Origin of the sequence: Porphyromonas sp. COT-108 OH1349, from assembly GCF_000768755.1 — a bacterium.
GTDB lineage: Bacteria > Bacteroidota > Bacteroidia > Bacteroidales > Porphyromonadaceae > Porphyromonas_A > Porphyromonas_A canoris.
Genome location: NZ_JRAH01000003.1, coordinates 125,350 through 145,152, shown reverse-complemented (window position 1 = coordinate 145,152; position 19,803 = coordinate 125,350). Strand labels below are relative to the sequence as shown.

Annotated in this window: 23 protein-coding genes and 2 tRNA genes; 22 read left to right on the top strand and 3 right to left on the bottom strand. The window is 45.6% G+C overall.

Features of this window, described 5'->3' with window-relative positions:
* The first annotated feature begins 770 nt into the window (after positions 1–770).
* Genes JT26_RS10040 through JT26_RS00830 form a run of 8 tightly spaced genes read left to right on the top strand, consistent with a single transcriptional unit; the run spans position 771 to position 9,873 of the window.
* Positions 771–1,883, top strand: a complete 1,113-nt coding sequence (locus JT26_RS10040) for a DUF4837 family protein (protein WP_052110264.1) — start codon at positions 771–773, stop codon at positions 1,881–1,883.
* 31 nt (positions 1,884–1,914) lie between these two features.
* Complete coding sequence (gene pdxA, locus JT26_RS00860; RefSeq protein ID WP_036789962.1) at positions 1,915–3,036, top strand: 4-hydroxythreonine-4-phosphate dehydrogenase PdxA; 1,122 nt, start codon at positions 1,915–1,917, stop codon at positions 3,034–3,036.
* A 51-nt stretch (positions 3,037–3,087) separates the two neighbouring features.
* Positions 3,088–3,546, top strand: coding sequence for an adenylyltransferase/cytidyltransferase family protein (locus tag JT26_RS00855; protein WP_036789959.1), 459 nt, complete (start codon positions 3,088–3,090; stop codon positions 3,544–3,546).
* Positions 3,547–3,558: 12 nt separating this feature from the next.
* Complete coding sequence (locus tag JT26_RS00850) at positions 3,559–4,290, top strand: SDR family NAD(P)-dependent oxidoreductase (protein ID WP_036844753.1); 732 nt, start codon at positions 3,559–3,561, stop codon at positions 4,288–4,290.
* Positions 4,291–4,305: 15 nt separating this feature from the next.
* The gene (locus JT26_RS00845; RefSeq protein ID WP_052110263.1) at positions 4,306–5,265 is read left to right on the top strand and encodes a CDP-alcohol phosphatidyltransferase family protein; all 960 of its coding nucleotides are present in this window, start codon (positions 4,306–4,308) and stop codon (positions 5,263–5,265) included.
* Positions 5,252–6,100: a 1-acyl-sn-glycerol-3-phosphate acyltransferase gene (locus JT26_RS00840; RefSeq protein ID WP_036789954.1), complete on the top strand. Its 849-nt coding sequence runs from the start codon at positions 5,252–5,254 to the stop codon at positions 6,098–6,100. Before JT26_RS00845 ends, JT26_RS00840 begins: the two co-directional genes overlap by 14 nt.
* Positions 6,101–6,120: 20 nt before the next feature.
* The gene (locus JT26_RS00835) at positions 6,121–8,340 is read left to right on the top strand and encodes a cation:proton antiporter (RefSeq protein WP_052110262.1); all 2,220 of its coding nucleotides are present in this window, start codon (positions 6,121–6,123) and stop codon (positions 8,338–8,340) included.
* 6 nt (positions 8,341–8,346) lie between these two features.
* Entirely contained in the window at positions 8,347–9,873 is a 1,527-nt protein-coding gene (locus JT26_RS00830) for an NAD(P)H-hydrate dehydratase (RefSeq protein WP_036844750.1), read from the top strand.
* Between the two features lie 726 nt (positions 9,874–10,599).
* Here the strand turns inward: JT26_RS00830 and JT26_RS00825 are convergent.
* Positions 10,600–11,259, bottom strand: a complete 660-nt coding sequence (locus JT26_RS00825) for a GNAT family N-acetyltransferase (RefSeq protein ID WP_036844746.1) — start codon at positions 11,257–11,259, stop codon at positions 10,600–10,602.
* Positions 11,252–12,157, bottom strand: a complete 906-nt coding sequence (locus tag JT26_RS00820) for a DUF2156 domain-containing protein (protein ID WP_036844744.1) — start codon at positions 12,155–12,157, stop codon at positions 11,252–11,254. The genes JT26_RS00825 and JT26_RS00820 overlap by 8 nt, the downstream gene beginning before the upstream one ends.
* Positions 12,158–12,401: 244 nt before the next feature.
* On the opposite strand from JT26_RS00820, the gene rpmB reads away from it, so the two are divergent.
* The 14 genes from rpmB to JT26_RS10575 all read left to right on the top strand — a co-directional run bounded on the left by rpmB (position 12,402) and on the right by JT26_RS10575 (position 17,837).
* Positions 12,402–12,653 (top strand): 50S ribosomal protein L28, encoded by a 252-nt coding sequence (gene rpmB / locus JT26_RS00815; RefSeq protein ID WP_036789944.1) that lies wholly within the window; start codon positions 12,402–12,404, stop codon positions 12,651–12,653.
* Positions 12,654–12,691: 38 nt separating this feature from the next.
* On the top strand, positions 12,692–12,880 hold the full coding sequence (rpmG, locus tag JT26_RS00810; protein ID WP_036789941.1) for a 50S ribosomal protein L33: 189 nt from the start codon (positions 12,692–12,694) through the stop codon (positions 12,878–12,880).
* A gap of 17 nt (positions 12,881–12,897) precedes the next feature.
* Positions 12,898–13,053, top strand: a complete 156-nt coding sequence (locus JT26_RS10375) for a DUF4295 domain-containing protein (RefSeq protein ID WP_081966348.1) — start codon at positions 12,898–12,900, stop codon at positions 13,051–13,053.
* Positions 13,054–13,226: 173 nt separating this feature from the next.
* Positions 13,227–13,496, top strand: coding sequence for a 30S ribosomal protein S15 (gene rpsO / locus JT26_RS00805; RefSeq protein WP_036790177.1), 270 nt, complete (start codon positions 13,227–13,229; stop codon positions 13,494–13,496).
* Positions 13,497–13,642: 146 nt separating this feature from the next.
* Positions 13,643–14,188 (top strand): DUF2721 domain-containing protein, encoded by a 546-nt coding sequence (locus tag JT26_RS00800; protein ID WP_052079527.1) that lies wholly within the window; start codon positions 13,643–13,645, stop codon positions 14,186–14,188.
* A gap of 74 nt (positions 14,189–14,262) precedes the next feature.
* Positions 14,263–14,334: transfer RNA gene (locus JT26_RS00795), tRNA-Glu, on the top strand.
* Positions 14,335–14,378: 44 nt separating this feature from the next.
* Positions 14,379–14,630 (top strand): 30S ribosomal protein S20, encoded by a 252-nt coding sequence (gene rpsT, locus JT26_RS00790; protein WP_036789939.1) that lies wholly within the window; start codon positions 14,379–14,381, stop codon positions 14,628–14,630.
* A gap of 28 nt (positions 14,631–14,658) precedes the next feature.
* Positions 14,659–14,730: transfer RNA gene (locus JT26_RS00785), tRNA-Glu, on the top strand.
* Positions 14,731–14,842: 112 nt separating this feature from the next.
* The gene (locus tag JT26_RS00780; RefSeq protein WP_036844961.1) at positions 14,843–15,400 is read left to right on the top strand and encodes a chromate transporter; all 558 of its coding nucleotides are present in this window, start codon (positions 14,843–14,845) and stop codon (positions 15,398–15,400) included.
* A 5-nt stretch (positions 15,401–15,405) separates the two neighbouring features.
* The gene (locus JT26_RS00775; protein WP_036789936.1) at positions 15,406–15,936 is read left to right on the top strand and encodes a chromate transporter; all 531 of its coding nucleotides are present in this window, start codon (positions 15,406–15,408) and stop codon (positions 15,934–15,936) included.
* Positions 15,937–16,091: 155 nt separating this feature from the next.
* Positions 16,092–16,370: a hypothetical protein gene (locus JT26_RS00770; RefSeq protein WP_036844739.1), complete on the top strand. Its 279-nt coding sequence runs from the start codon at positions 16,092–16,094 to the stop codon at positions 16,368–16,370.
* Between the two features lie 100 nt (positions 16,371–16,470).
* Complete coding sequence (locus tag JT26_RS00765; RefSeq protein WP_036844736.1) at positions 16,471–17,184, top strand: hypothetical protein; 714 nt, start codon at positions 16,471–16,473, stop codon at positions 17,182–17,184.
* Between the two features lie 12 nt (positions 17,185–17,196).
* Positions 17,197–17,613 (top strand): hypothetical protein, encoded by a 417-nt coding sequence (locus JT26_RS00760; RefSeq protein ID WP_036844733.1) that lies wholly within the window; start codon positions 17,197–17,199, stop codon positions 17,611–17,613.
* A complete protein-coding gene (locus JT26_RS10575) occupies positions 17,526–17,837 on the top strand; it encodes a hypothetical protein (protein ID WP_152566953.1) in 312 nt (103 codons plus the stop codon). The genes JT26_RS00760 and JT26_RS10575 overlap by 88 nt, the downstream gene beginning before the upstream one ends.
* Positions 17,838–18,148: 311 nt before the next feature.
* Here the strand turns inward: JT26_RS10575 and groL are convergent, their stop codons facing one another.
* Positions 18,149–19,777 (bottom strand): chaperonin GroEL, encoded by a 1,629-nt coding sequence (groL, locus tag JT26_RS00750; protein WP_036789926.1) that lies wholly within the window; start codon positions 19,775–19,777, stop codon positions 18,149–18,151.
* Positions 19,778–19,803: the final 26 nt, after the last annotated feature.

Genomic DNA, 19,803 nt, shown 5'->3' with positions numbered 1-19,803 from the left:
ATTTTCCTGATATTTCAACCGCTCTCAAGGGAGCTTTTATATAAAAATGAAGTCCTCAAAAAGCCTTTCAAAACCTCTTGCTTCAAGAGCTTTTTCCGATGACCTTCTTCTCTGAAAGATCTTAGAACATTGGCAATCAATATTCTACAAATTTTTCAATCCTGAGATTTTTTCTCCTCCCGATCGGTTTCATGCCCCGTTTTCGAGTTAATAGAAGCAAATTTTAACACCCTATTATGTAAATAAATTCTAACGCACTTTTGGGGCAAAAAACGGCAAAAAAGAGGGCAAAAAGTACAAAACACTATCTATCAACACTATAAGCAAAAATTCCAAACACGTTAATCGAATCCGGTAAACGTGTTTAATGAAATCGGTAAACGTGTTCGTTGAAAAATTAAACACGTTAAGCCGAAAGAATATGCTCGTTTACTGTTTTCGCTTAACAGGTATCGGAAATTGTGTTAATAAAATGGGGCGAATTTAACAATTCGCTCGTGCTCTGAAAACGACCCCTCTGATCAAAATAGAGAGACCAAAAAAAAGAAGGCATTTTTCGGGATGGAATATATAAAAATGGAGCCGGCAAGAGAGGGAAAAAAGGAGAAGAAAAAAGAGAGCTCCGAAAAAATTTTTCTTCTCATTCCTCAAAGAGAAAACGGACAAAACAAACACTTACACTCCTCAACAAAAAATAGTATCTTTGTAAAGAAGCCCAAGGGCGCAGACAGAAACATATTGCACAACCATAGAAACCTCAAAATTCGGACATGAAAAGGTACATAGATTCACTTCTCTCTTTCGCAGTATCACTTCTTGTGGTATCAGGCTTATCCTCTTGTACGGACATGAAACAGTCTCCATTCGATTCCACCGGAAAGTCTCGCGAAATGATCGTTGTGCTACCCGTTAATGAAACCGAATCAGACACCCTCAGGGAGTTTAGCAAAGAGGTTTTCAATGAGCCGGTGCCCCTGCTTCCTCAGCCGGAAGCATCCGTTGATCTCTCTTTCACATTACAGAACAACTTCACCACAATCTTCAAAGCGTATCGCAACATCCTTATCTACGATATAGATCCGAACAGATACACCCAAGGCGTTTTGCGGTTGTCGAGAAACGTTTGGGCTAAAGGGCAGAATGTCTACACGGCACAAAGTCCGGACCTCGTTACCGCCAAAGCTCTCATCAGACTGCAAGCACCCAAAATCATGGAAGAGGTGTACCGCTCGGATGTCCTCAGACATATTACGGATTTGGAGCGGACATACAGTAGCAAGTTTGCCAAAGAGGTGGAGAAGTATATCGGTGAGGTTACGATAAATGCACCGGTAGAGATGAAGTGGACAAGGGTCAATAACGGATTTGTCTGGGCTACCGATCAGGGCGTAGGCAATCGCGGACGGATGGATATGGTGGTCTACACTTTCCCCTATACGGATGTCAATACTTTCGAGACCTCTTATCTGATCCACAAACGAGACTCCATCATGCGCCAGTGGATGCCGGGAGAGTACAAAGATTCTTATATGCAGACAGAGCATCGCGCAGATCCCATGGCGGTAAAAGGAGAAGTGAACGGTACAGCACGTGTAATCCTGCGCGGTCTCTGGAATATGCACGGAGATATGATGGGAGGACCTTTCGTGATGCACGCGATGGTGCACCCGAACGGCAAGGAGGTCTTGGTGGCAGAAGCGTTTGTGTATGCACCGGAAGTAAGAAAAAAGAGATTGATGCTCCTGAACGAGTCGGCACTCTACACGCTAAGGCTCGCAGGCGATAAGATAGAATACGGCAAACTGTTTCCCAAAGCACCCGTCATAGCTCCTTATAAGATAGAGGGCGAGAAAGCTCAAGAGGGTGAGACTTCGGAGAAGTAGTTTGTAAATATCATGGTTCAAAGACAACACAATGAGCAACAACAAAATAAAAATAGGAATCACCCCCGGAGATCCCAACGGTGTGGGCTACGAAGTGGTGATAAAAACACTTTTAGACAACTCTATTCTGGATCTGCATACACCCATTCTGTATGCCAATCCCAAAATATTTTCATTCTACAAGAAGAGCTTAGACCCGGACAATACGATACAGTACCATCTCATCCAATCGGCAGAAGAGGCAGAGCCTAATATCGTAAACATCGTGCCGACATCGGGAGAAGGAGATGACAACTTCAGGGTCAATCCCGGCTCTGCGGATATTGCCGCCGGCTCTTTTGCGGTAGCATCCCTTCTCGCAGCCAAGCGAGACCTCGATGCCGGACATATCAAGTGTATCGTTACAGGCCCTATCGACAAATATACTGCTCACCATGAAGCGTTTCCTTTCAAAGGGCATACGGAGTTTCTTACCTCCCATTTTGCCACGATCGAAAACAAATCTCTGATGCTCATGGTAGCCGGAGAGAATATCGTTGCCCCGGTAACCAATCACATTCCTCTACGCTATGTGCCGGAAGCACTATCGGTAAACCTGATCGTCGAAAAGTGTATCCTGCTGGACATGGCACTGAGAAGAGACTTCGGAATAGTGAAACCGCAGATTGCCATACTGGCTCTCAATCCTCATGCGGGCGAGAACGGACTTCTCGGTAGAGAGGAGATAGAGATCATCGGACCGGCTATCGAGACGCTGTTCAACGAGCATCAGATACACGCTTTCGGGCCTTTCTCTCCGGACGGATACTGGGGAAACAGTATGGATGAAAAGTTTGATGCAACGCTCTGTATGTATCACGATCAGGCTTTGATACCGTTTAAGATCAAACATATGCAGGTTGGAGTCAATTTCACATCAGGTCTCAACATCGTGCGTACCTCGCCCGACCATGGCACTGCTTACGATATAGCCGGCAGCGGAACAGCGGATGAGACCTCCTTCCGAAACGCTCTCTATCTTGCCATAGACGTCTATCACAACAGAGAAAGGTTTGACGAAGCTGTGCGAAATCCGCTCAGAAAAACATTCTATGACAAAGGGAAAGATATTGGTCTGGAAGACTTGCAGACAAAAATGGAGGATGAGGAGTGAGCATCCCCAATGAAGCAAGAGACATCAGTTAACCTCTAAAGTATAAGAACTATGTTTAAGAACAAGAACATCGTGTACACCTCCGGAACATTCGATATGTTCCACTACAATCATCTGCGTATGATAAACTACGCGAGAGCTCTTGCCGATATCCTTATAGTGGGTGTCAGCACGGACGAATTGGTGAAGAGTTATAAGGCACCTCCTGTAATCCCTTTCAACGAACGGATGCAGATCATCGAAGCTCTAAAGACACCGGACATTGTTATCCCGCAACACTCTTTGGACCATACGGAGCTGGTAAAGAAGCTGAATATAGATGCTTTTGTGGTGGGAGACGATTGGACAGGCAAGTATGACTATCTGCGAGATCTCGGAGTACAGGTGTTCTACTTCCCATACGGTACCGGTGTCTCTTCGACAAGTATCAAGCAGTCTATCCAACAATCTTATGAGGCGAGCTTGAACACTGCCAGACAACACAAACCGGAGAAGATCAACAAAGGATAAAAGCATTGGAGTATGAAGACCATACTGATCACAGGGGGGACAAAGGGTATCGGCTTGGCTGTGGCTCGTGCTCTGCTCCCCTCTGCAGACCGAATGATCCTGACTTACGGAGCGGATAAAGAGAGAGCGGAAGCGGTAAAAGCAGAGCTGGAAGCCGAACATCCTCACCTGAAACAACTTCTGGTGCTTTCGAGCGATATAGAAGCTCCGGGATCTGCAAAGGTATTGGCGGATAAGCTAAAGGAAATGAACGTCATTCCGGACGCCGTCGTCCTCAACGCCGGAGTAACCAACAGAACCTCTTTTTGGGATATAGAGGAGGAGGATTGGATGAAAGTCTTGCAGGGTAATCTGCTCTACAACATCATGCTGATCCGTCATTTCGGCAAGCTCATGCCGAAAGGTTCTTGCTTCGTAGCCACCGGATCTCTCATGGGACTGCACCCCCACTCCGTCTCTATCCCCTATGGAGTATCCAAGAGCAGCCTTCATGCATTGGTCAAAAACATGGTAAAGGAGCTTTCTCCCTTAGGTATCAGGATCAATGGCGTGATCCCCGGATTCATAGACACGGAGTGGCAAAAGAACAAACCTCTTGAGGTGAGAAGAAGTATAGAGAGCAAGATTGCACTGCAAAGGTTTGCGACACCCGATGAGATAGCCAAAATCTACAAAATGATGGTGGAAACGGACTATCTCAACGGAGAACTCATAGTGGTAGATGGCGGATACAGCTACCGGTAATCAAAATGACCCTTTATGTTAGATATCGAAAAAGAGGATATTCCTTCAGGTACATCCAAAAAGGATTACCTTGCATCTCTGAAGTCCATAGAGACTGAGAATAAAATTGATAGAGTATTCTATCGCAAGGTAGGATATAAAATAGCCGTGGCTCTTGTACCTACGGGTGTTTCTCCGAATACTGTAACCATTATCAGTATCCTTATAGGAGTGCTTTGCGGTCCTATGATATACTTCTCCTCAGAGAATTATATTTGGGGGCTGTTCGGTATTGCATTCCTTGTCATAGCCAATATTCTCGACTGCGTGGACGGTCAGCTCTCTCGCCTTACGGGTAAGAAAAGCAATATCGGCCGTATTCTGGACGGGATTGCAGGCGATTTGTGGTTCTTCTCTATCTATGTGGGGATCTCCATGAGGCTTGTAGCCGAGCATAATACATCTATATTCTACATCTTTGCAGCCCTTTCTTTGGTGTCGCATCTATCGCAAGCGGCATTGACGGATTACTATAAGACACTGCATCTTCTCTTTATCAGTCCGGAAAAAGGAGCGGAGTTTGACGATATTGAGAGCATCAACAAAAAGTACAATGATATGGAACCGGGACTGAACAAGCTGTTCTTCTGGTTCTACAAGTACTATACCACTGCTCAAATGGCAGCAACACCCAAGCTGCAAAAGATGGTCGAAACAGTACGGAGAAAGTTCAAAGGCTTCAGACTGCCCGAAGAAGAGAGTCTGCGATTCCGTAAAGGGAGTATGATAGTCATGAAGCTGATAGATCTACTCACGTTCAACGGACGTTCCATAGTGCTTTTCATCGCCATCTTACTCCAACAGCTCTGGATCTATCTCGCTTATGAGATCGTGGTTTTGAATATTGTACTCTTCACCAGTCGCCTCCAACACGAAACGTTATGCGAGTTCTATACCGAGTATATAGAAAATAAGTACAAGAATGAAAGAGATTGATCCCATAGTTTTACACCAGGAGGATATAGAAGAGATGCTGAAAGAGGTGATATCCAATCACTCTGCCAAGTGGCTCACTCCTCGTTTGATGTCTATACTCAAGATTAACAATATCAACAATGTTCACGCCCGTAACTGCCATTTTAGAGGTCCGGCGTTTGCTCACGCCATTCTCAAAGATGAAGATATCAATGTCAGTTACAAGCTGCATGGCGCAGAACATCTGGACAATATCCCTGATGGGGCTTTCTTTTCAGTCTCTAATCATCCTTTCGGAGGGCTGGATGGCATAATGCTTCTTGATATTCTGGGGCAGAGAAGAGCAGATTACAAGATGCTTGTAAATAGCTTCCTGAGCAAGATTGGAGCGATGAACGACAGCTTCATTCCCACGCATCCTCTTATGAGACATAGGGAAGACAAGTATGACCCATCGAAGAACATCAGTGGCGTGATGCAGGTTAAGACGAGGATTTCAGAGGGGCATCCTATCGGGCTGTTCCCTGCCGGAGGAATCTCCAGATGGTCTTGGAAAAGATTTCAAATCGTCGAACAACTTTGGAAACCGAGTGCCATCCGTCTGATACGTGCCGCCAACGTTCCCGTTCTTCCGGTCTATTTTGAAGGACGAAACTCTCTGTTGTATAACATCTTCGGAATGATCAACCTGAAGATGCAGGTTGTCAGGATTCCTTGCGAGATTTTCAACAAAAAAGGAAAGACAATATCCATACACATCCGTCCGGTCATAGAACCGTCCGAGTGGCAACACATTGAAAGCGATACGGAGTTGGCAAAATTTTTTCACGATAAAACCGTACACTCTTCCACATAAAATACTTCACCAAAAACAGCATGACAAAACAATCGAACAAACTTAAAGCGTACCGTAAAGAGGGTATATTCTATATTGCACTTATTCTTGCCACTGCTTTACTCTTTGGTTGGATAAGCAGATATACGGATGCCGGACTGTCTCAAGCCGTCGAGAGCCAAGACAACGAGAGTGCGTTTTCTGTTTTTACAGGTTTTGTCAAGCATCATGCCGCGTCCGACTTCGGACTCATGCTGCTTCAGATCATTGTCATTCTGGTTGTGGCAAGAGGATTTGCATGGCTCTTTACAAAAGTAGGACAGCCTGCCGTCATCGGAGAGATCATTGCAGGTATTGCATTGGGTCCTTCTATCTTAGGGCTTATAGCCCCCGGCTTGTTCACCAAACTCTTTCCGGTAGAAAGCATAGACAGCATTGCGCTGTTGAGTCAGTTCGGTCTCATCCTCTTCATGTTCGTTATAGGGATGGAGCTTGATCTGTCCGAAATAAAAAAGAGATTCAGACAGACCGTCGTCATATCCCATGCCGGCATCATCATACCTTTTATACTTGGAGCGGTGGCGGCGGTAGGGCTGTACGGACGATACGCTTCGGAAGAGACTCCTCTGCTTCCGTTTGTGCTTTTCATCGGTATTTCGATGAGCATTACCGCTTTTCCCGTCCTTGCACGTATCCTTCAAGAGCGAGGGGAAATGAAGAGTAACCTCGGTATCATCACACTTGCAAGTGCCGCCAATGGTGATATTACCGCATGGTGTCTCCTTGCAATGATCTTAGCCATCTCCCAAGCAGGATCGGCTGCCAGCATTGTCTTCACCTTATTATTTGCTGCACTCTATCTTTTAGCCATGTTCCTGCTCATCAAACCACTCTTTAAGGTTGTCGGGAATGCCTATACCAATACGGAGATTGTAGGCAAAGGCGTGGTCTCTCTACTCTTTCTCACCATGCTGGTCTCCGCTTATGTTACCGAGCTTCTTGGGCTTCATGCTCTTTTCGGAGCATTTATAGCCGGAGTGATTATGCCCGAAGATCACAAGTTCCGTCGCATTATTACCGAAAAGGTGGAAGACGTAGCGCACTCTATCTTCTTGCCTCTGTTCTTTGTTGTATCCGGATTAAGGACGGAGATCGGTCTTCTCAACAGCTGGGAGCTATGGTTTGTAACGCTGCTTCTCATTCTTGTGGCAGTGATAGGTAAGCTTGGTGGTTCTTATATCGCAGCCAGAGTTGTCGGAGAGAATGTCAAGGATAGCCTCTATCTCGGAATACTGATGAACACCAGAGGTCTTATGGAACTTGTAGTGCTCACTATGGGATTAGAGTTGGGTATCATCCCTCCTGTTGTTTTTGCCATGCTTGTTCTCATGACTTTGGTAACCACTTTCATGACCACCCCTACAGTATCTCTCATAGACGCCATCTACAAACGAATAGAAAAAGTAAAGCAGAAACGCATTGCCGGAGTACTGCATGTCTTCTTCTCTTTTGGACGGACAGAGACCGGTATGGCTATGATCTACACCCTGCACAGCCTCCTCAAAAAGAGAGCACATAGCGCCGACATCATGGCTCTGCACATGACTGTCGGAAGTGATATAAACCCCATTCAGGCAAGCGCATTCAAGGAAGCGAGCTTCAAAGAGCTGAACAGATACAAAAAAGAAAACGATATTAAGGTGGAAGAGCTGTATGAAGTCACGGACAATCCCGTTAAGACCATACTGAAACGATCCGAAGAGAGCGAGGCGCAGCTGCTTCTCGTCGGTGTCGGACACAATCTATCTGCCCACCCGGACGATAAACAGGTAAGATACCTGGAGGATAAATACAAAGCAAAATTCAAGCTGGGCTCTCCCATCCTTACCGCTCTGTTCAACACCCAACTCCTGCGAGAGAAGACCTCTATCTTTATCAAGGAGCACAAGGGTAATGTCGGTGTGTTGATGGATAAGGGCTTCAAAACCGTTTCCGACAGAGTTCTCATCATCAAGGAAAGCCCCGAAGCATCGGAGCTGATCCATGAAAGATACCAAAAGCTTATAGCCGCCCTTGCAGATGCAAGCTTTGTCCGCTCTGCGGTAGAGTTTTCATCATTGGAAGCGCAAGAGGATGAGCTGAAAAAGTATGACCTTGTAGTTCTGTCGCAGACCACTTGGGAGAAACACTTTGAAGCCTCTCCTTCTCTCATACAACAGCTACCTACTACTCTTATTCTATATCCTAAATCCGACATATAGTAAGCCATGTTAAAGATCTTCGACAGAGAACACATACGCAATATAGAGGAAAATGCCAGAACCGGTTCCAAGATCATCTCTACCAGTACGCTGTATGAGACGATGGGGAATGCGTTTTGTAACCAGTTCAACAGAATGTTCAACGACCAGCGCAAAGTGATTGTCTTTGCCGGTCCATCCCAAAATGGTGCCATCGCACTTGCCATCGCTCGCATACTGTTCAGCATAAACAGAAGTGTGGATGCCTTTCTCCTCAATCCGGGACTCTCTTTAAGCGAAGAGGTTACAATCAATAAGACCAAGCTCCAACAGTGCGGATGTTACTTCATGGAGTTCAACTCCTCCTTCCGTCCACCCCGTCTTTCCGAAAACGACATCGTGATAGACGGACTCTTCGGATCCGAATTGGAAGTCCCCATAGAGGGGGATATGGAGCACGTGGTACACTATCTCAACAGCAAGGCACACACCATCGTCTCGGTGGATATGCCCTCCGGTCTGTTCCCTCAAGACAATTCGCACAACAACCCGGACAATATCATCCGTGCTCATCACACCTTTACATTCCATGGGGCAAAGCTCTCTCTCCTCCTCTCGGACAACGAAAAGTATGTGGGCAAATGGCGTGTGATCAACTGCGGATTGGAAGAAGATCATCCGCAGAAGAATATCAAGAACTTCATATTTACCACTTCGGACTTAGACAACAACCTTGACTCCAGAGGCACGTTCTGCGACAAAAGAGACTTCGGACACGTTGCTCTCATAGCCGGATCGCAAGGAATGATGGGAGCGGCTATACTTGGAGCCAAAGCGTGTATGCGTACAGGCAGCGGACTCATCACGGTACACGTGCCGCAGGGAAAAGATAATCTCATCCATACCACTATCCCTGAAGCGATCGTGGAAACAGATAAAAGCCCCACTCACTTCACGGAAGTACGAAACGTGAATAAGTATTCCGCCATAGCGATAGGCCCCGGATTGGGAACACAGTTCGAGAGTGCCGCCGCTATGGAAAGCCTGCTGAACCAGTACAAGAAGCCCATTATCATAGATGCCGATGCCATCAACATTCTGGCAAGTAACCCTACACTGCTCAACCTGCTCACGCCCGACTCTATCCTAACTCCGCATAAAAGGGAGCTGGACAGGCTGGTGGGGGAGTCCGGTTCAGACTATGAGCGGCTCCGGAAAGCCTCGGCATTTGCACAGAAACACAGGGTCTACGTAGTGGTCAAAGGTGCATACACCGCTACGTGTCTGCCTCAAGGAGTGATCATCTTTAACCAAACCGGTAATCCCGGAATGGCTACGGCAGGATCGGGCGATGTGCTTACGGGAATGATGTTAAGCTTTTTGGGACAAGGGTTCGACTCCCTTACCTCTGCCGTCTTTGCGGTATTCATACACGGATATGCCGGGGACAGATATGCCGAATCCAACTGTCAGGAAAGTCTCTTAGCCTCGGACATCATAGATTATATTCCTGTGGTGTTCAAGCACTTCAAGAAGTTGCAAAACTATTACTGATCCATTCAGCCCCATAACGAAGAGGGTGTAGCCGAACAGTAGATCGGCTACACCCTCTTCTCTTTTTATATCCTTCCGAACAGAGACGGCACACATTTTTTCCGGCATGACACTACCTTAAAATCTCGTGAAAATTCTCTCCTTTTTCTCCACCTGAAACAAACTTTTCGGTGGGAGCTTTTATATAAAAACGGAGGGTGGTCTCCGCGGCTTCTCACATGAGATTTTGGGATGAATTTTCCATTTTTGAAGAAGTCATTTTAAGGCAACTTCTTTGTTTACAACCTGATACAACAAAATCGCGAATTTGGAAAAAATTTTTTCTCAGTCCGTTTGATGGGGCTTTTTCGCGTTAATAGGTGTGAATTTTAACACCACCTCATGTAAATAAATCCTAATGCAATTTTGTGCCGAAAAACGACAAAAAAGAGGATAAAATGCTCAAAAACCTAATTATCAACACTATAAGAAAAAAAATCCAAACACGTTAATCGAATCCGGTAAACGTGTTTAATGAAATAACTAAACGTGTTCGTTGAAAAATTAAACACGTTAAGCCGAAAGAATATGCTCGTTTAGCGTTTGGGGTAAACAGGTATCGGAATTTATGTTAATAAAACAGGCTGATTTAACAAATCCGGATCCCCTCTAAAAACAGGGTGGTCGATCAAAATAGAGAGCCGAAAAAAGTGAGCATTTTTCGGTATGAAATATATAAAAATCCTCTCACAACAGAGGGTTCTGAAGGAGAGGAATACGAGCCAAATCTGTATGGCTGTCCGGTAAAAACATCGGGAAAGGGAAAGGTGCGTGCTGTTCCGGAAGATCATCCGGCAGGGGCTGCCGCTCCTCCCACTCTTGATACTGTCGTACCAAAGGATGAGGAAGAAGTGCATCAGGATCGAAAAAAGAGGTATCCGCCTTCTCCTGCCACATGGTATCAAGAAGACGAAAACCTCTCTTATTATAATAAGGTATAAGATCTTCGTTTGCCGGTATAAGTATCGCCTCGCATCTGCCCCACTCTTCCTGCCGGCTCTTTAGCGCAAAGGTCAAAAGGCTGCTCATCAGCCCCTCTCCTCTTCGGGAGGAGTCTGTAACAAGAGCATAGAGATAGGCAACGGGAGGAGCATCGGCTGGCTTCACATAGAGGTACGGTACGGCTTGCAGTGCTGCCACAACGCGGTCTTTTGCCTCATCCACTGCAACAAAAGAGGTCTGCAAAGGGATGGCAACACACTCTACAAAGTGAGAAAAAAGGGAGTGATAAGGCCCGAAAGCCTCCGTCATAAGCTCAATCATCTCCCAACAATGCGGATGGCTCATCCACGATATATCGGCAGGAACGCAGTAGAAAGAGATTGAGGAGGCAGAGCTATCAGACATCGGTGTGGACTATGACAATGTTTTTCTCCAAAAGTATATCCGGCTTGTAGGAGAGTTTGGCCTTTCTCAACCCCTCTATTCCCAAGTCTTCTTCCCTGTTGATATTGGTGTATTGTTCCGGGATATGCCGGGCAAACTCACGGTTGATCATTGCAAACGCTTCCGGGATGGCAGGGTCTGCCTTTTCGATGCTGACGTCAAATGTGTTGCAGTTAATAGGCATCCCCATACTAAAAGCCACGATAGAGCCATTCACTCTTATGGCTCCACCGGTAAGTCCGATGGCTTCTTTCTCTCTCAAAGAGCGGCAGATGATCTCTCTCTCGGCATTGATTTCGTCCGTTTTACCGCTAAGGGCAAACCATTTGTTTTCCAACTCCATACACTCCGTTGCGTTGGAGGCGGTGATGGGTTCATAGATATAGTCCGGATAACTCCTTTCAAACTTATTGATGTGATTGCGTTTGGACTGCAGCTTTTTCCCGGAAAGAGAGCACAATTTTTCTCTTTCGTATATATAGTCGTAGTAGTCTCTGTTCGGGAGCAAGCGGTATCTGTTGGGCAGGATCTCGTCCAACAGCTTCAATGAAGGCTCCGTGATGCTCATCAGAAGGAGATGCTCGCCATTGGTACAGCAGTCGCACATCATGTCTGCAAATACATCTTTCAGGTTCTCGACCTCTCCGATGGGCATGAGATACGCAGGTCTTGTACCACCATCCGTCATGAAACGAACGACCATGGCTCCTTTATGAAAAGCAATCTGTGTTTTATAATGGCTGCTCCAATTGTATAGGTTGGCAAAACTAAGGTCGCAATTCTGGTACGGAGACCCCGATACAACCTGTTGTATGCGTTCTTTATCTTGTAATGTTATGGGATGGAAGGCTATCTTCATTCGTTATCTTTTATAGAATAACTTTCAAAATCAGGCACAAAGATAGTGGTTATTATTGCCTTATCCAACAATATTTTGTATCTTTGCACCCGTTACGCTAAAAACAGATATTCCACATCCAAACACTCCGAAGGAGGTGAGTGTTAGGCCGTAAAGTTTGCAAGAGTCAGAAAAAAGTGCTTACTTTGCGCTCCCTAATACACGCAATTGATTTATTTTAGTAACAACAATAACGATAGCAACGATGTCAAAAATTTGTCAAATAACCGGGAAAAGAGCGATGGTGGGGAACAACGTTTCTCACTCTAAGAGACGCACCAAACGAGTATTCGATGCGAACCTCTTCGACAGAAAGTTCTACTGGGTAGAAGAAGACTGCTGGATCCGCATCAAGGTATCTGCAGCAGGTTTGAGACTGATCAATAAGATCGGTTTGGATGCTGCTTTAAGAAGAGCAGCAGAAAACGGTACTCTTAGAAAGTACACTCTACTCTAATTTGTCTAATCTATTCACTTTAATCCCGAAAATTACTTATGGCTAAGAAAGCAAAGGGTAATAGAATCCAAGTGATCCTTGAGTGTACTGAGCACAAAGAGAGTGGAATGCCAGGAACTTCAAGATATATTACCACGAAAAACAGAAAGAACACCACTCAAAGATTGGAGCTTAAGAAATACAATCCTATTCTTAAGCGTATGACCCTACACAAAGAAATTAAATAACAACACACGTATAAGCTATGGCAAAGAAAGCAGTGGCGTCCTTCAAAACCGGTGACGGGCGTACATACTCCAAAGTGATTCGTATGGTGAAGTCTCCAAAAACAGGTGCTTACGTATTTCAAGAAGAGATGGTACCTAACGAAAACGTAAAAGAAGCTCTTGCGAAGAAGTAATCTTTTCCGTTCCGAAAACAATACGGATATAGAAAAGAGAAAAGCAATCCGGCTTCAACCCTCCGCTTAAGAAGAATGTAGTGGTAAAGCTTCCGAAAGCTGACCGAGGCTTTACATTTGAATTAAGCAAACTATATACATCAAGAAACAACAAAACAAAACATTAGAAAGATATGTATTTAGATTCAGCTAAAAAAACTGAGCTTTTCGAGAAATACGGCAAAGGTACAACAGATACAGGCTCACCTGAAAGCCAAATAGCTCTGTTCACATTCAGAATCTCACACTTGACAGAGCACCTTAAACGCAACCGCAAAGACTACAACACAGAGCGCTCTCTAAAGAGACTTGTGGGTAAGCGTCGCCGTCTTCTCAATTATCTCATCAAGATTGACATTGAAAGATATCGTGCTATAATCAAGGAACTCGGAATCCGCAGATAATAAGAGGAAAAAGATTTCCTTGACACCTATAAAGCAGTAACAATCTGTTACAACATAAAGAGAGGGTGAGTCAAAATCAAAATATTTGACTTACCCTCTCACTTTACAAGACACAACAGGCAATCAACAGAAACAACACAAACGATATGGAGATACTCTCTCTTACTATTCCTGCCTTGATTTTTACCGGCATCTATTCTCTGATACTCTTGTTCTTTGCCAACAGATGTCTTTCCTGCGCATTCGCAGTGGAAAGTCTTCAAGAGCATGCAGAGAAACATCCCGAACGAAATTACATGCACCGGATACAGAGCCTCCACAAGCAGTTGAGACTGATAAAAGCGATGCAAGGCCTCGGAGCTATAAGCTTTCTGATGTGTGTGATCTCAACAATTGCCACACTCGTGAATATAAGTATGCTGGCAATCTATACATTCTTACTGGCTTTGGTGTTGCTGGCAGCCTCTTTTATTGTCTGCCTATTGGAGATTTGGACTTCCACAAAAGCAACTCAAGCCAATCTGGACCGTCTGTTTATCTCCGAGAAAAGAAAGAGACAGAGAACTGCCGAAAGTAAAACAGAAAGCATCCCAACGAAGAAGCGTCGCAGGCCTGCAAAAAACAGGACAAAACAAGAAACGATAGAACCAGCCGGTAGGAGCAAAGAAAATATTATTCAAAAAAGCACATAGGGTTTGCAGGATTAAAAAAAAGTCTCTATCTTTGCATTCGCTAAACCTCCCAAGGAGAGTGCTATAAAGCATTTGGCCCATTCGTCTATCGGTTAGGACGCAAGATTTTCATTCTTGAAAGAGGGGTTCGATTCCCCTATGGGCTACTAAAAGAAAATAAACTAAAGATCATTAGATAGAAAATTTAGACATGGCAAATCATAAGTCTGCACTTAAAAGAATAAGACAATCGAGAGCACGTCGCTTGCGCAACCGCTACTATGCTCGTACTATGCGTTCTTCTGTTCGCAAGTTTAGAGCTCTTACAGATAAAGCTATTGCACAAGAGAGACTTCCGGAAGTGGTTTCAATGCTTGACAGAATGGCCAGCAAAAGACGTATTCACAAAAATAAAGCTGCCAATCTTAAGTCTAAGCTGACTCGCTTCGCAAATAGCCTGTAACAGCATCAAGTAAGAAAACTTTCTTCTTGGCCCATTCGTCTATCGGTTAGGACGCAAGATTTTCATTCTTGAAAGAGGGGTTCGATTCCCCTATGGGCTACTTACAATAAGACAAATATTGGCTTGTTCTCTCGTTGGGAGGACGAGCTTTTTTGTTTGTAAAGGCATTCTACCCTAAAGAAGTAACAACGATCACTCAAGAGAAAACTCTTATGGTATCTCTTTGGAAACTTTTCCGAACATTCTTTGTAATAGGTGGCTTCACCTTTGGGGGAGGTCATGCCATGCTTCCTCTCATACAAGAAGAGATCGTCAGCAAGAAAAAATGGCTGACAGATAAGGAGTTCATAGATCTCTTTGCCGTTGCCCAGTCTCTTCCCGGAGTCTTTGCCGTGAATATGGCAATATTTATAGGCTACAAGCTAAGAGGCCCAATAGGAGCAGTAGCTTGTGCTCTTGGGGCAACGCTACCGTCTTTCCTGATCATTCTTATACTGGCTCTCTTCTTCTCTCAGATCAGAGAAAATGAGTATGTGGAGCGAGTGTTCAAAGGCTTGCGCCCGATAGTTGTGGCAATGATAGCCGCTCCGGTATTCCAGACATGGAAGAGGTTGCACCTTCCACACACTACAATATGGATTCCGATAGCTGTTGCCATCGCGGTCTGGTACTTCGGAATATCCCCTGTGATAGTCATCATTGTAGCCGGAGCTTTGGGCTACATCTATACGGAGCATATCCGAAGAAGACTTCATCCCAATAAAGAATAACCGATATGATCTATTTGGAACTGTTTTACGTCTATCTCAAACTCGGATTCTTCGGCTTTGGCGGAGGGTATGCAATGCTTTCCCTTATACAGGATGAAGTAGTGGTGAAACACCAATGGCTGACCGCTCAAGAGTTTACAGACATTGTCGCCATCTCTCAAATGACTCCCGGACCGATAGGGATCAATAGTGCCACCTACATAGGATACGTTGTTACCGGATCTGTTTGGGGCAGTGTCCTTGCCACGTTGTCGGTAATGCTGCCTTCGTTCCTGCTGGTATTCATCATCTCTTACTCCTTTTCCCGGTTTGCCAACAACAGGCATGTGGAAGCTGTATTCAAAGGGATAAGACCTGCAGCCATCGGGCTTATTGCTGCAGCGGCACTGCTTCTGTGCAACAGCGAAAACTTTATAGACTACAAAAGCATCCTCTTTTTTGCTGTTGCTCTCATCATTACCATTAAGAAACTTTTGCATCCGATTCTTACCATTATTATAGGCGGAATCATAAGTTTTATTGTTTATAGCATATAGCGAAATGCTTCATATTTACAGCACATTATAGTAATGGCAAGGAATTTATAGGATTTGATAAAAATAAATTGCCAAACTCTTGGTGCAATGAATATAATGAAGTAATTTTGCACCCATGGAAGTATTGTTCAATATATAACTCTCAAAAAAAAGTTATGAAAGCGAAATTTATCAAAGTTGCTTTGGCTGCTATTTTCACAGTAGCTTTGGCTTCTTGTACAGGTAACAAGTCTGCAGAAACTACAACTGAAGAAACAGTTGCTCCTGTAGAAGTAGTAGAAGTAGTAGAAACTCCGACAGATAGCCTTGCTACTTGCGAAGGTAAGGAAAACTGCGAGCACAAAGAAAACTGCGAAGGTAAGGAGAACTGCGAGCACAAGGAAAACTGCGAGCACAAAGAAGGCGAAGCAGACTGCTGCAAGGACAAGAAGTAAGACTTAAAACAAGATCTCTAAGATCTGTTTTGGAATAAGAGAAGCGGAATGCGATAATATCGTAGTTCCGCTTTTCTTTTACCCTAAAAAGTCCTCTGTTATGGAGAGACAACTCTTGGGGAAAGAAGACGAAGATAAAGACCTTATCTTCGGAAGTGATACAAGAAACAGACAACAGCAAATGAAAAAATTCATCTTAATACTCTCCCTCTGCCTGATCTCCTTTGTGGTTCACGCGCAATCCGATCCGAAGACGGACAAGCAGGTAGCTTCGATCCGAGCGGCATATAATAAAGCAACGCAAATGGCGACGCACTCCACAGCGAAGAAAGATAAAGAGAACTGCATGACGCTAACCATGTCTCGCAATATGCCGGGCAGCGGACTGTCGCGACTCACTACGGAGTTTTTCTTCATTCCCGGTACGGATGAGGAGCATCCCTTCAATGAGCTTTATCTCGTCCGCACGTCTTGGAACTACGGAACGGAAAAGTTTTACCGCGAATTTCTATTCGACCCCAAGAGCGGCGATCTGTTGTTTTCCTATTACAAGGGCAACGAGACAGAAAGCAATGCCTCCTCCGAAAGTCTGCCGGCAAGTGTCGAGAGGCGGATCTACTACGCCGGGACAAAAGCCATCCGGTACACCACTATCACGACACCTTTGGATCCTCAGACCCGAAAGCCTCTTCCGAACGGGGCAAAGCAGAAGCAAGAAGGAGCAAAGCCGCTGCCAAAGCTTCTTTGGGATGATGCGGAAATCTCCCGATCGTTCTATGACACCTTCAACAATGTCTCCAATGTCGAATTCTAAACGCCTTATCTCATGAAGCAAACCGCTCTTTTTCTCCTTCTTTTCGCGCTTTCTTTTGCCGTTCATGCTCAGCCCTCTGCCGTCAAGACGCACATTCAAAAGGTTGAAAAGATCCGCAAAGCTCTTGCCGAAACCATTCGACAGTCAAAAGATGAGCCTCATGTCATCAACGTCATGGAGATAAATCTTCGGAGCAGATCTCCCGAAGGAGAGATCATTCAGGAGAAAGTAAAATGTTTTTTCGGGCTTGAATGGGAAAGCACACTCAAGGAAAGAGGGATCGAAACGGCAGGAATTCCGGGATGCGAGTTCATCCACTTTCCTTATCTGATTCGCAGGGAGTGGAGTGTCGAGAACGAAAAGTTAACCTACGATACCTCTTCGATAACTCGGACAGACCTCATCTCATCCACGCTCACTATGCCGTAACCGATCTTGCCACCGGCGCTCCTCATCAGGAAGTGCACAACTATTACAATCACGATGGACTTCTGTGGGGAGAGAGCCGCGAGTTTGATCCGGAGACACATCAGGTAGTGCTGACCACCGAGTCCGTATCCATCGACAGCGACCTCACCGGAGCAGCCTTCGAGCTACGTTTCGCCACCCTCTTTGCCGAGACTCTTCAGAAGCTCGCTTGCAATATTCGCTGACGTTTCCGGCTGAAGAAACGGACAAATACTGAAGTAAAAAGAGCAGTTTTTCGCTTGACAAAAGTGGGGAACTGCTTTTATAATATGCTCCCAACAGCTTTCCGAGTCCGAAGTTTGAAATATAGAATTGTTCATTATCAATCCGACTTTTCATCAAGCACTTTTCAGGTATTAGTCCGTTGCTTCCCAAATTTTCATTGCTCCCTTTCGGAGCAGTTCTGCGTGCCTGCCAGGCAGAAACAGAAGAAGGGCTGCCTCCCTTCTGATTCGGGAAGCAGCCCTTCGTGTTGATGATATTTTCTTCCGGTCTGTTACATCATTCCGCCCATACCTTGCGGCATTGCCGGCATGGCAGGCTCTTCGGACTTGATGTCGGTAATGACGCACTCGGTTGTGAGGAACATACTGGCGATGGATGCGGCATTTTCAAGAGCAACACGGGTAACCTTTGTGGGGTCGATGACGCCGGCTTCGTACAGATTGACGAACTGCTCTGTGCGAGCGTTGTAGCCGTAATCGGCTTCGTGTTCTTTCACTTTCTGAACGATGACTGCTCCTTCTTTTCCGGCATTTGCCACGATCTGACGAAGAGGTTCTTCGATGGCACGTCTGATGATCTCTATTCCGGTGTTTTCGTCATCATTCTCACCCTTGAGACCTTCGAGAGCTTTCGCGGCACGGATGTAAGCGATACCGCCTCCGGGCACTGTTCCCTCTTCCACAGCGGCACGGGTTGCGCTCAGAGCATCCTCTACCCGGTCTTTCTTCTCCTTCATTTCCACTTCGGAAGGTGCGCCGACGTAAAGGACAGCCACACCGCCGGAAAGTTTGGCAAGACGTTCTTGTAGCTTTTCACGATCGTAGTCGGACGTAGTAGAGTCCATTTGAGCACGTATCTGAGCCACTCTTGTTGCGATGTCTTCTTTGGATCCTGCACCGTTTACGATAGTGGTGTTATCCTTGTCGATCGTAACTTTTTCTGTCGTGCCAAGCATCTCCATGGTTGCGGAGTCGAGCTTGAGACCCTTCTCTTCAGAGATAACGGTACCGCCGGTAAGGATGGCGATGTCTTCCAACATAGCCTTGCGTCTGTCTCCATAACCCGGAGCTTTCACGGCACATATCTTGAGAGAACCGCGGAGACGGTTCACCACAAGGGTTGCCAACGCTTCACTCTCGATGTCTTCGGCAATGATAAGAAGAGGTTTGCCTGTCTGTACCACCTGCTCAAGGATAGGAAGAAACTCCTTGAGAGTGGAGATCTTCTTGTCTGTGATAAGAAGATATGGGCTGTCGAACTCTACGGTCATCTTCTCTGTATTGGTCACGAAGTAGGGAGAGATGTAGCCTTTGTCAAACTGCATACCTTCCACCACCTCTACCGTGGTCTCTATTCCTTTCGCCTCTTCCACTGTGATGACGCCCTCTTTCTTTACCTTGCGCATCGCTTCCGCAATGAGTGCACCGATCTTCTCGTCTCCGTTGGCAGAGATCTTCGCTACGTGTTCGATCTTAGCCAAGTCGTCGCCGATCTCTTTGGACTGTGAGCGAAGATGCTCCACAACCTTCTCCACAGCTTTATCTATACCGCGCTTGAGATCCATCGGATTGGCTCCGGCAGCAACGTTCTTCAATCCCACCCCGATGATGGCTTGTGCAAGCACGGTAGCTGTCGTTGTTCCGTCTCCGGCATCATCGTTGGTCTTGGAAGCCACCTCTTTCACAAGCTGTGCTCCCATGTTTTCAAACGGATCTTCCAGCTCGATCTCCTTCGCAACAGAGACACCGTCCTTGGTGATGTGCGGTGCACCGAACTTCTTATCCAATATCACGTTGCGTCCCTTGGGACCGAGTGTTACCTTCACTGCATTGGCAAGAGCGTCCACACCTCTCTTTAGCAGGTCTCTTGCTTCTATATCGAATTTAATGTCTTTTGCCATGTCTTTATCTGATTCTGTTTATCTGT

What these genes read in the sequence shown, in the direction of transcription:
- JT26_RS10040 (WP_052110264.1), top strand. Translation starts at nt 771, where the DNA reads ATGAAAAGGTACATAGATTCACTTCTCTCTTTCGCAGTATCACTTCTT.
- pdxA (WP_036789962.1), top strand. Translation starts at nt 1,915, where the DNA reads ATGAGCAACAACAAAATAAAAATAGGAATCACCCCCGGAGATCCCAAC.
- JT26_RS00855 (WP_036789959.1), top strand. Translation starts at nt 3,088, where the DNA reads ATGTTTAAGAACAAGAACATCGTGTACACCTCCGGAACATTCGATATG.
- JT26_RS00850 (WP_036844753.1), top strand. Translation starts at nt 3,559, where the DNA reads ATGAAGACCATACTGATCACAGGGGGGACAAAGGGTATCGGCTTGGCT.
- JT26_RS00845 (WP_052110263.1), top strand. Translation starts at nt 4,306, where the DNA reads ATGTTAGATATCGAAAAAGAGGATATTCCTTCAGGTACATCCAAAAAG.
- JT26_RS00840 (WP_036789954.1), top strand. Translation starts at nt 5,252, where the DNA reads ATGAAAGAGATTGATCCCATAGTTTTACACCAGGAGGATATAGAAGAG.
- JT26_RS00835 (WP_052110262.1), top strand. Translation starts at nt 6,121, where the DNA reads ATGACAAAACAATCGAACAAACTTAAAGCGTACCGTAAAGAGGGTATA.
- JT26_RS00830 (WP_036844750.1), top strand. Translation starts at nt 8,347, where the DNA reads ATGTTAAAGATCTTCGACAGAGAACACATACGCAATATAGAGGAAAAT.
- JT26_RS00825 (WP_036844746.1), bottom strand. Translation starts at nt 11,259, where the DNA reads ATGTCTGATAGCTCTGCCTCCTCAATCTCTTTCTACTGCGTTCCTGCC.
- JT26_RS00820 (WP_036844744.1), bottom strand. Translation starts at nt 12,157, where the DNA reads ATGAAGATAGCCTTCCATCCCATAACATTACAAGATAAAGAACGCATA.
- rpmB (WP_036789944.1), top strand. Translation starts at nt 12,402, where the DNA reads ATGTCAAAAATTTGTCAAATAACCGGGAAAAGAGCGATGGTGGGGAAC.
- rpmG (WP_036789941.1), top strand. Translation starts at nt 12,692, where the DNA reads ATGGCTAAGAAAGCAAAGGGTAATAGAATCCAAGTGATCCTTGAGTGT.
- JT26_RS10375 (WP_081966348.1), top strand. Translation starts at nt 12,898, where the DNA reads ATGGCAAAGAAAGCAGTGGCGTCCTTCAAAACCGGTGACGGGCGTACA.
- rpsO (WP_036790177.1), top strand. Translation starts at nt 13,227, where the DNA reads ATGTATTTAGATTCAGCTAAAAAAACTGAGCTTTTCGAGAAATACGGC.
- JT26_RS00800 (WP_052079527.1), top strand. Translation starts at nt 13,643, where the DNA reads ATGGAGATACTCTCTCTTACTATTCCTGCCTTGATTTTTACCGGCATC.
- rpsT (WP_036789939.1), top strand. Translation starts at nt 14,379, where the DNA reads ATGGCAAATCATAAGTCTGCACTTAAAAGAATAAGACAATCGAGAGCA.
- JT26_RS00780 (WP_036844961.1), top strand. Translation starts at nt 14,843, where the DNA reads ATGGTATCTCTTTGGAAACTTTTCCGAACATTCTTTGTAATAGGTGGC.
- JT26_RS00775 (WP_036789936.1), top strand. Translation starts at nt 15,406, where the DNA reads ATGATCTATTTGGAACTGTTTTACGTCTATCTCAAACTCGGATTCTTC.
- JT26_RS00770 (WP_036844739.1), top strand. Translation starts at nt 16,092, where the DNA reads ATGAAAGCGAAATTTATCAAAGTTGCTTTGGCTGCTATTTTCACAGTA.
- JT26_RS00765 (WP_036844736.1), top strand. Translation starts at nt 16,471, where the DNA reads ATGGAGAGACAACTCTTGGGGAAAGAAGACGAAGATAAAGACCTTATC.
- JT26_RS00760 (WP_036844733.1), top strand. Translation starts at nt 17,197, where the DNA reads ATGAAGCAAACCGCTCTTTTTCTCCTTCTTTTCGCGCTTTCTTTTGCC.
- groL (WP_036789926.1), bottom strand. Translation starts at nt 19,777, where the DNA reads ATGGCAAAAGACATTAAATTCGATATAGAAGCAAGAGACCTGCTAAAG.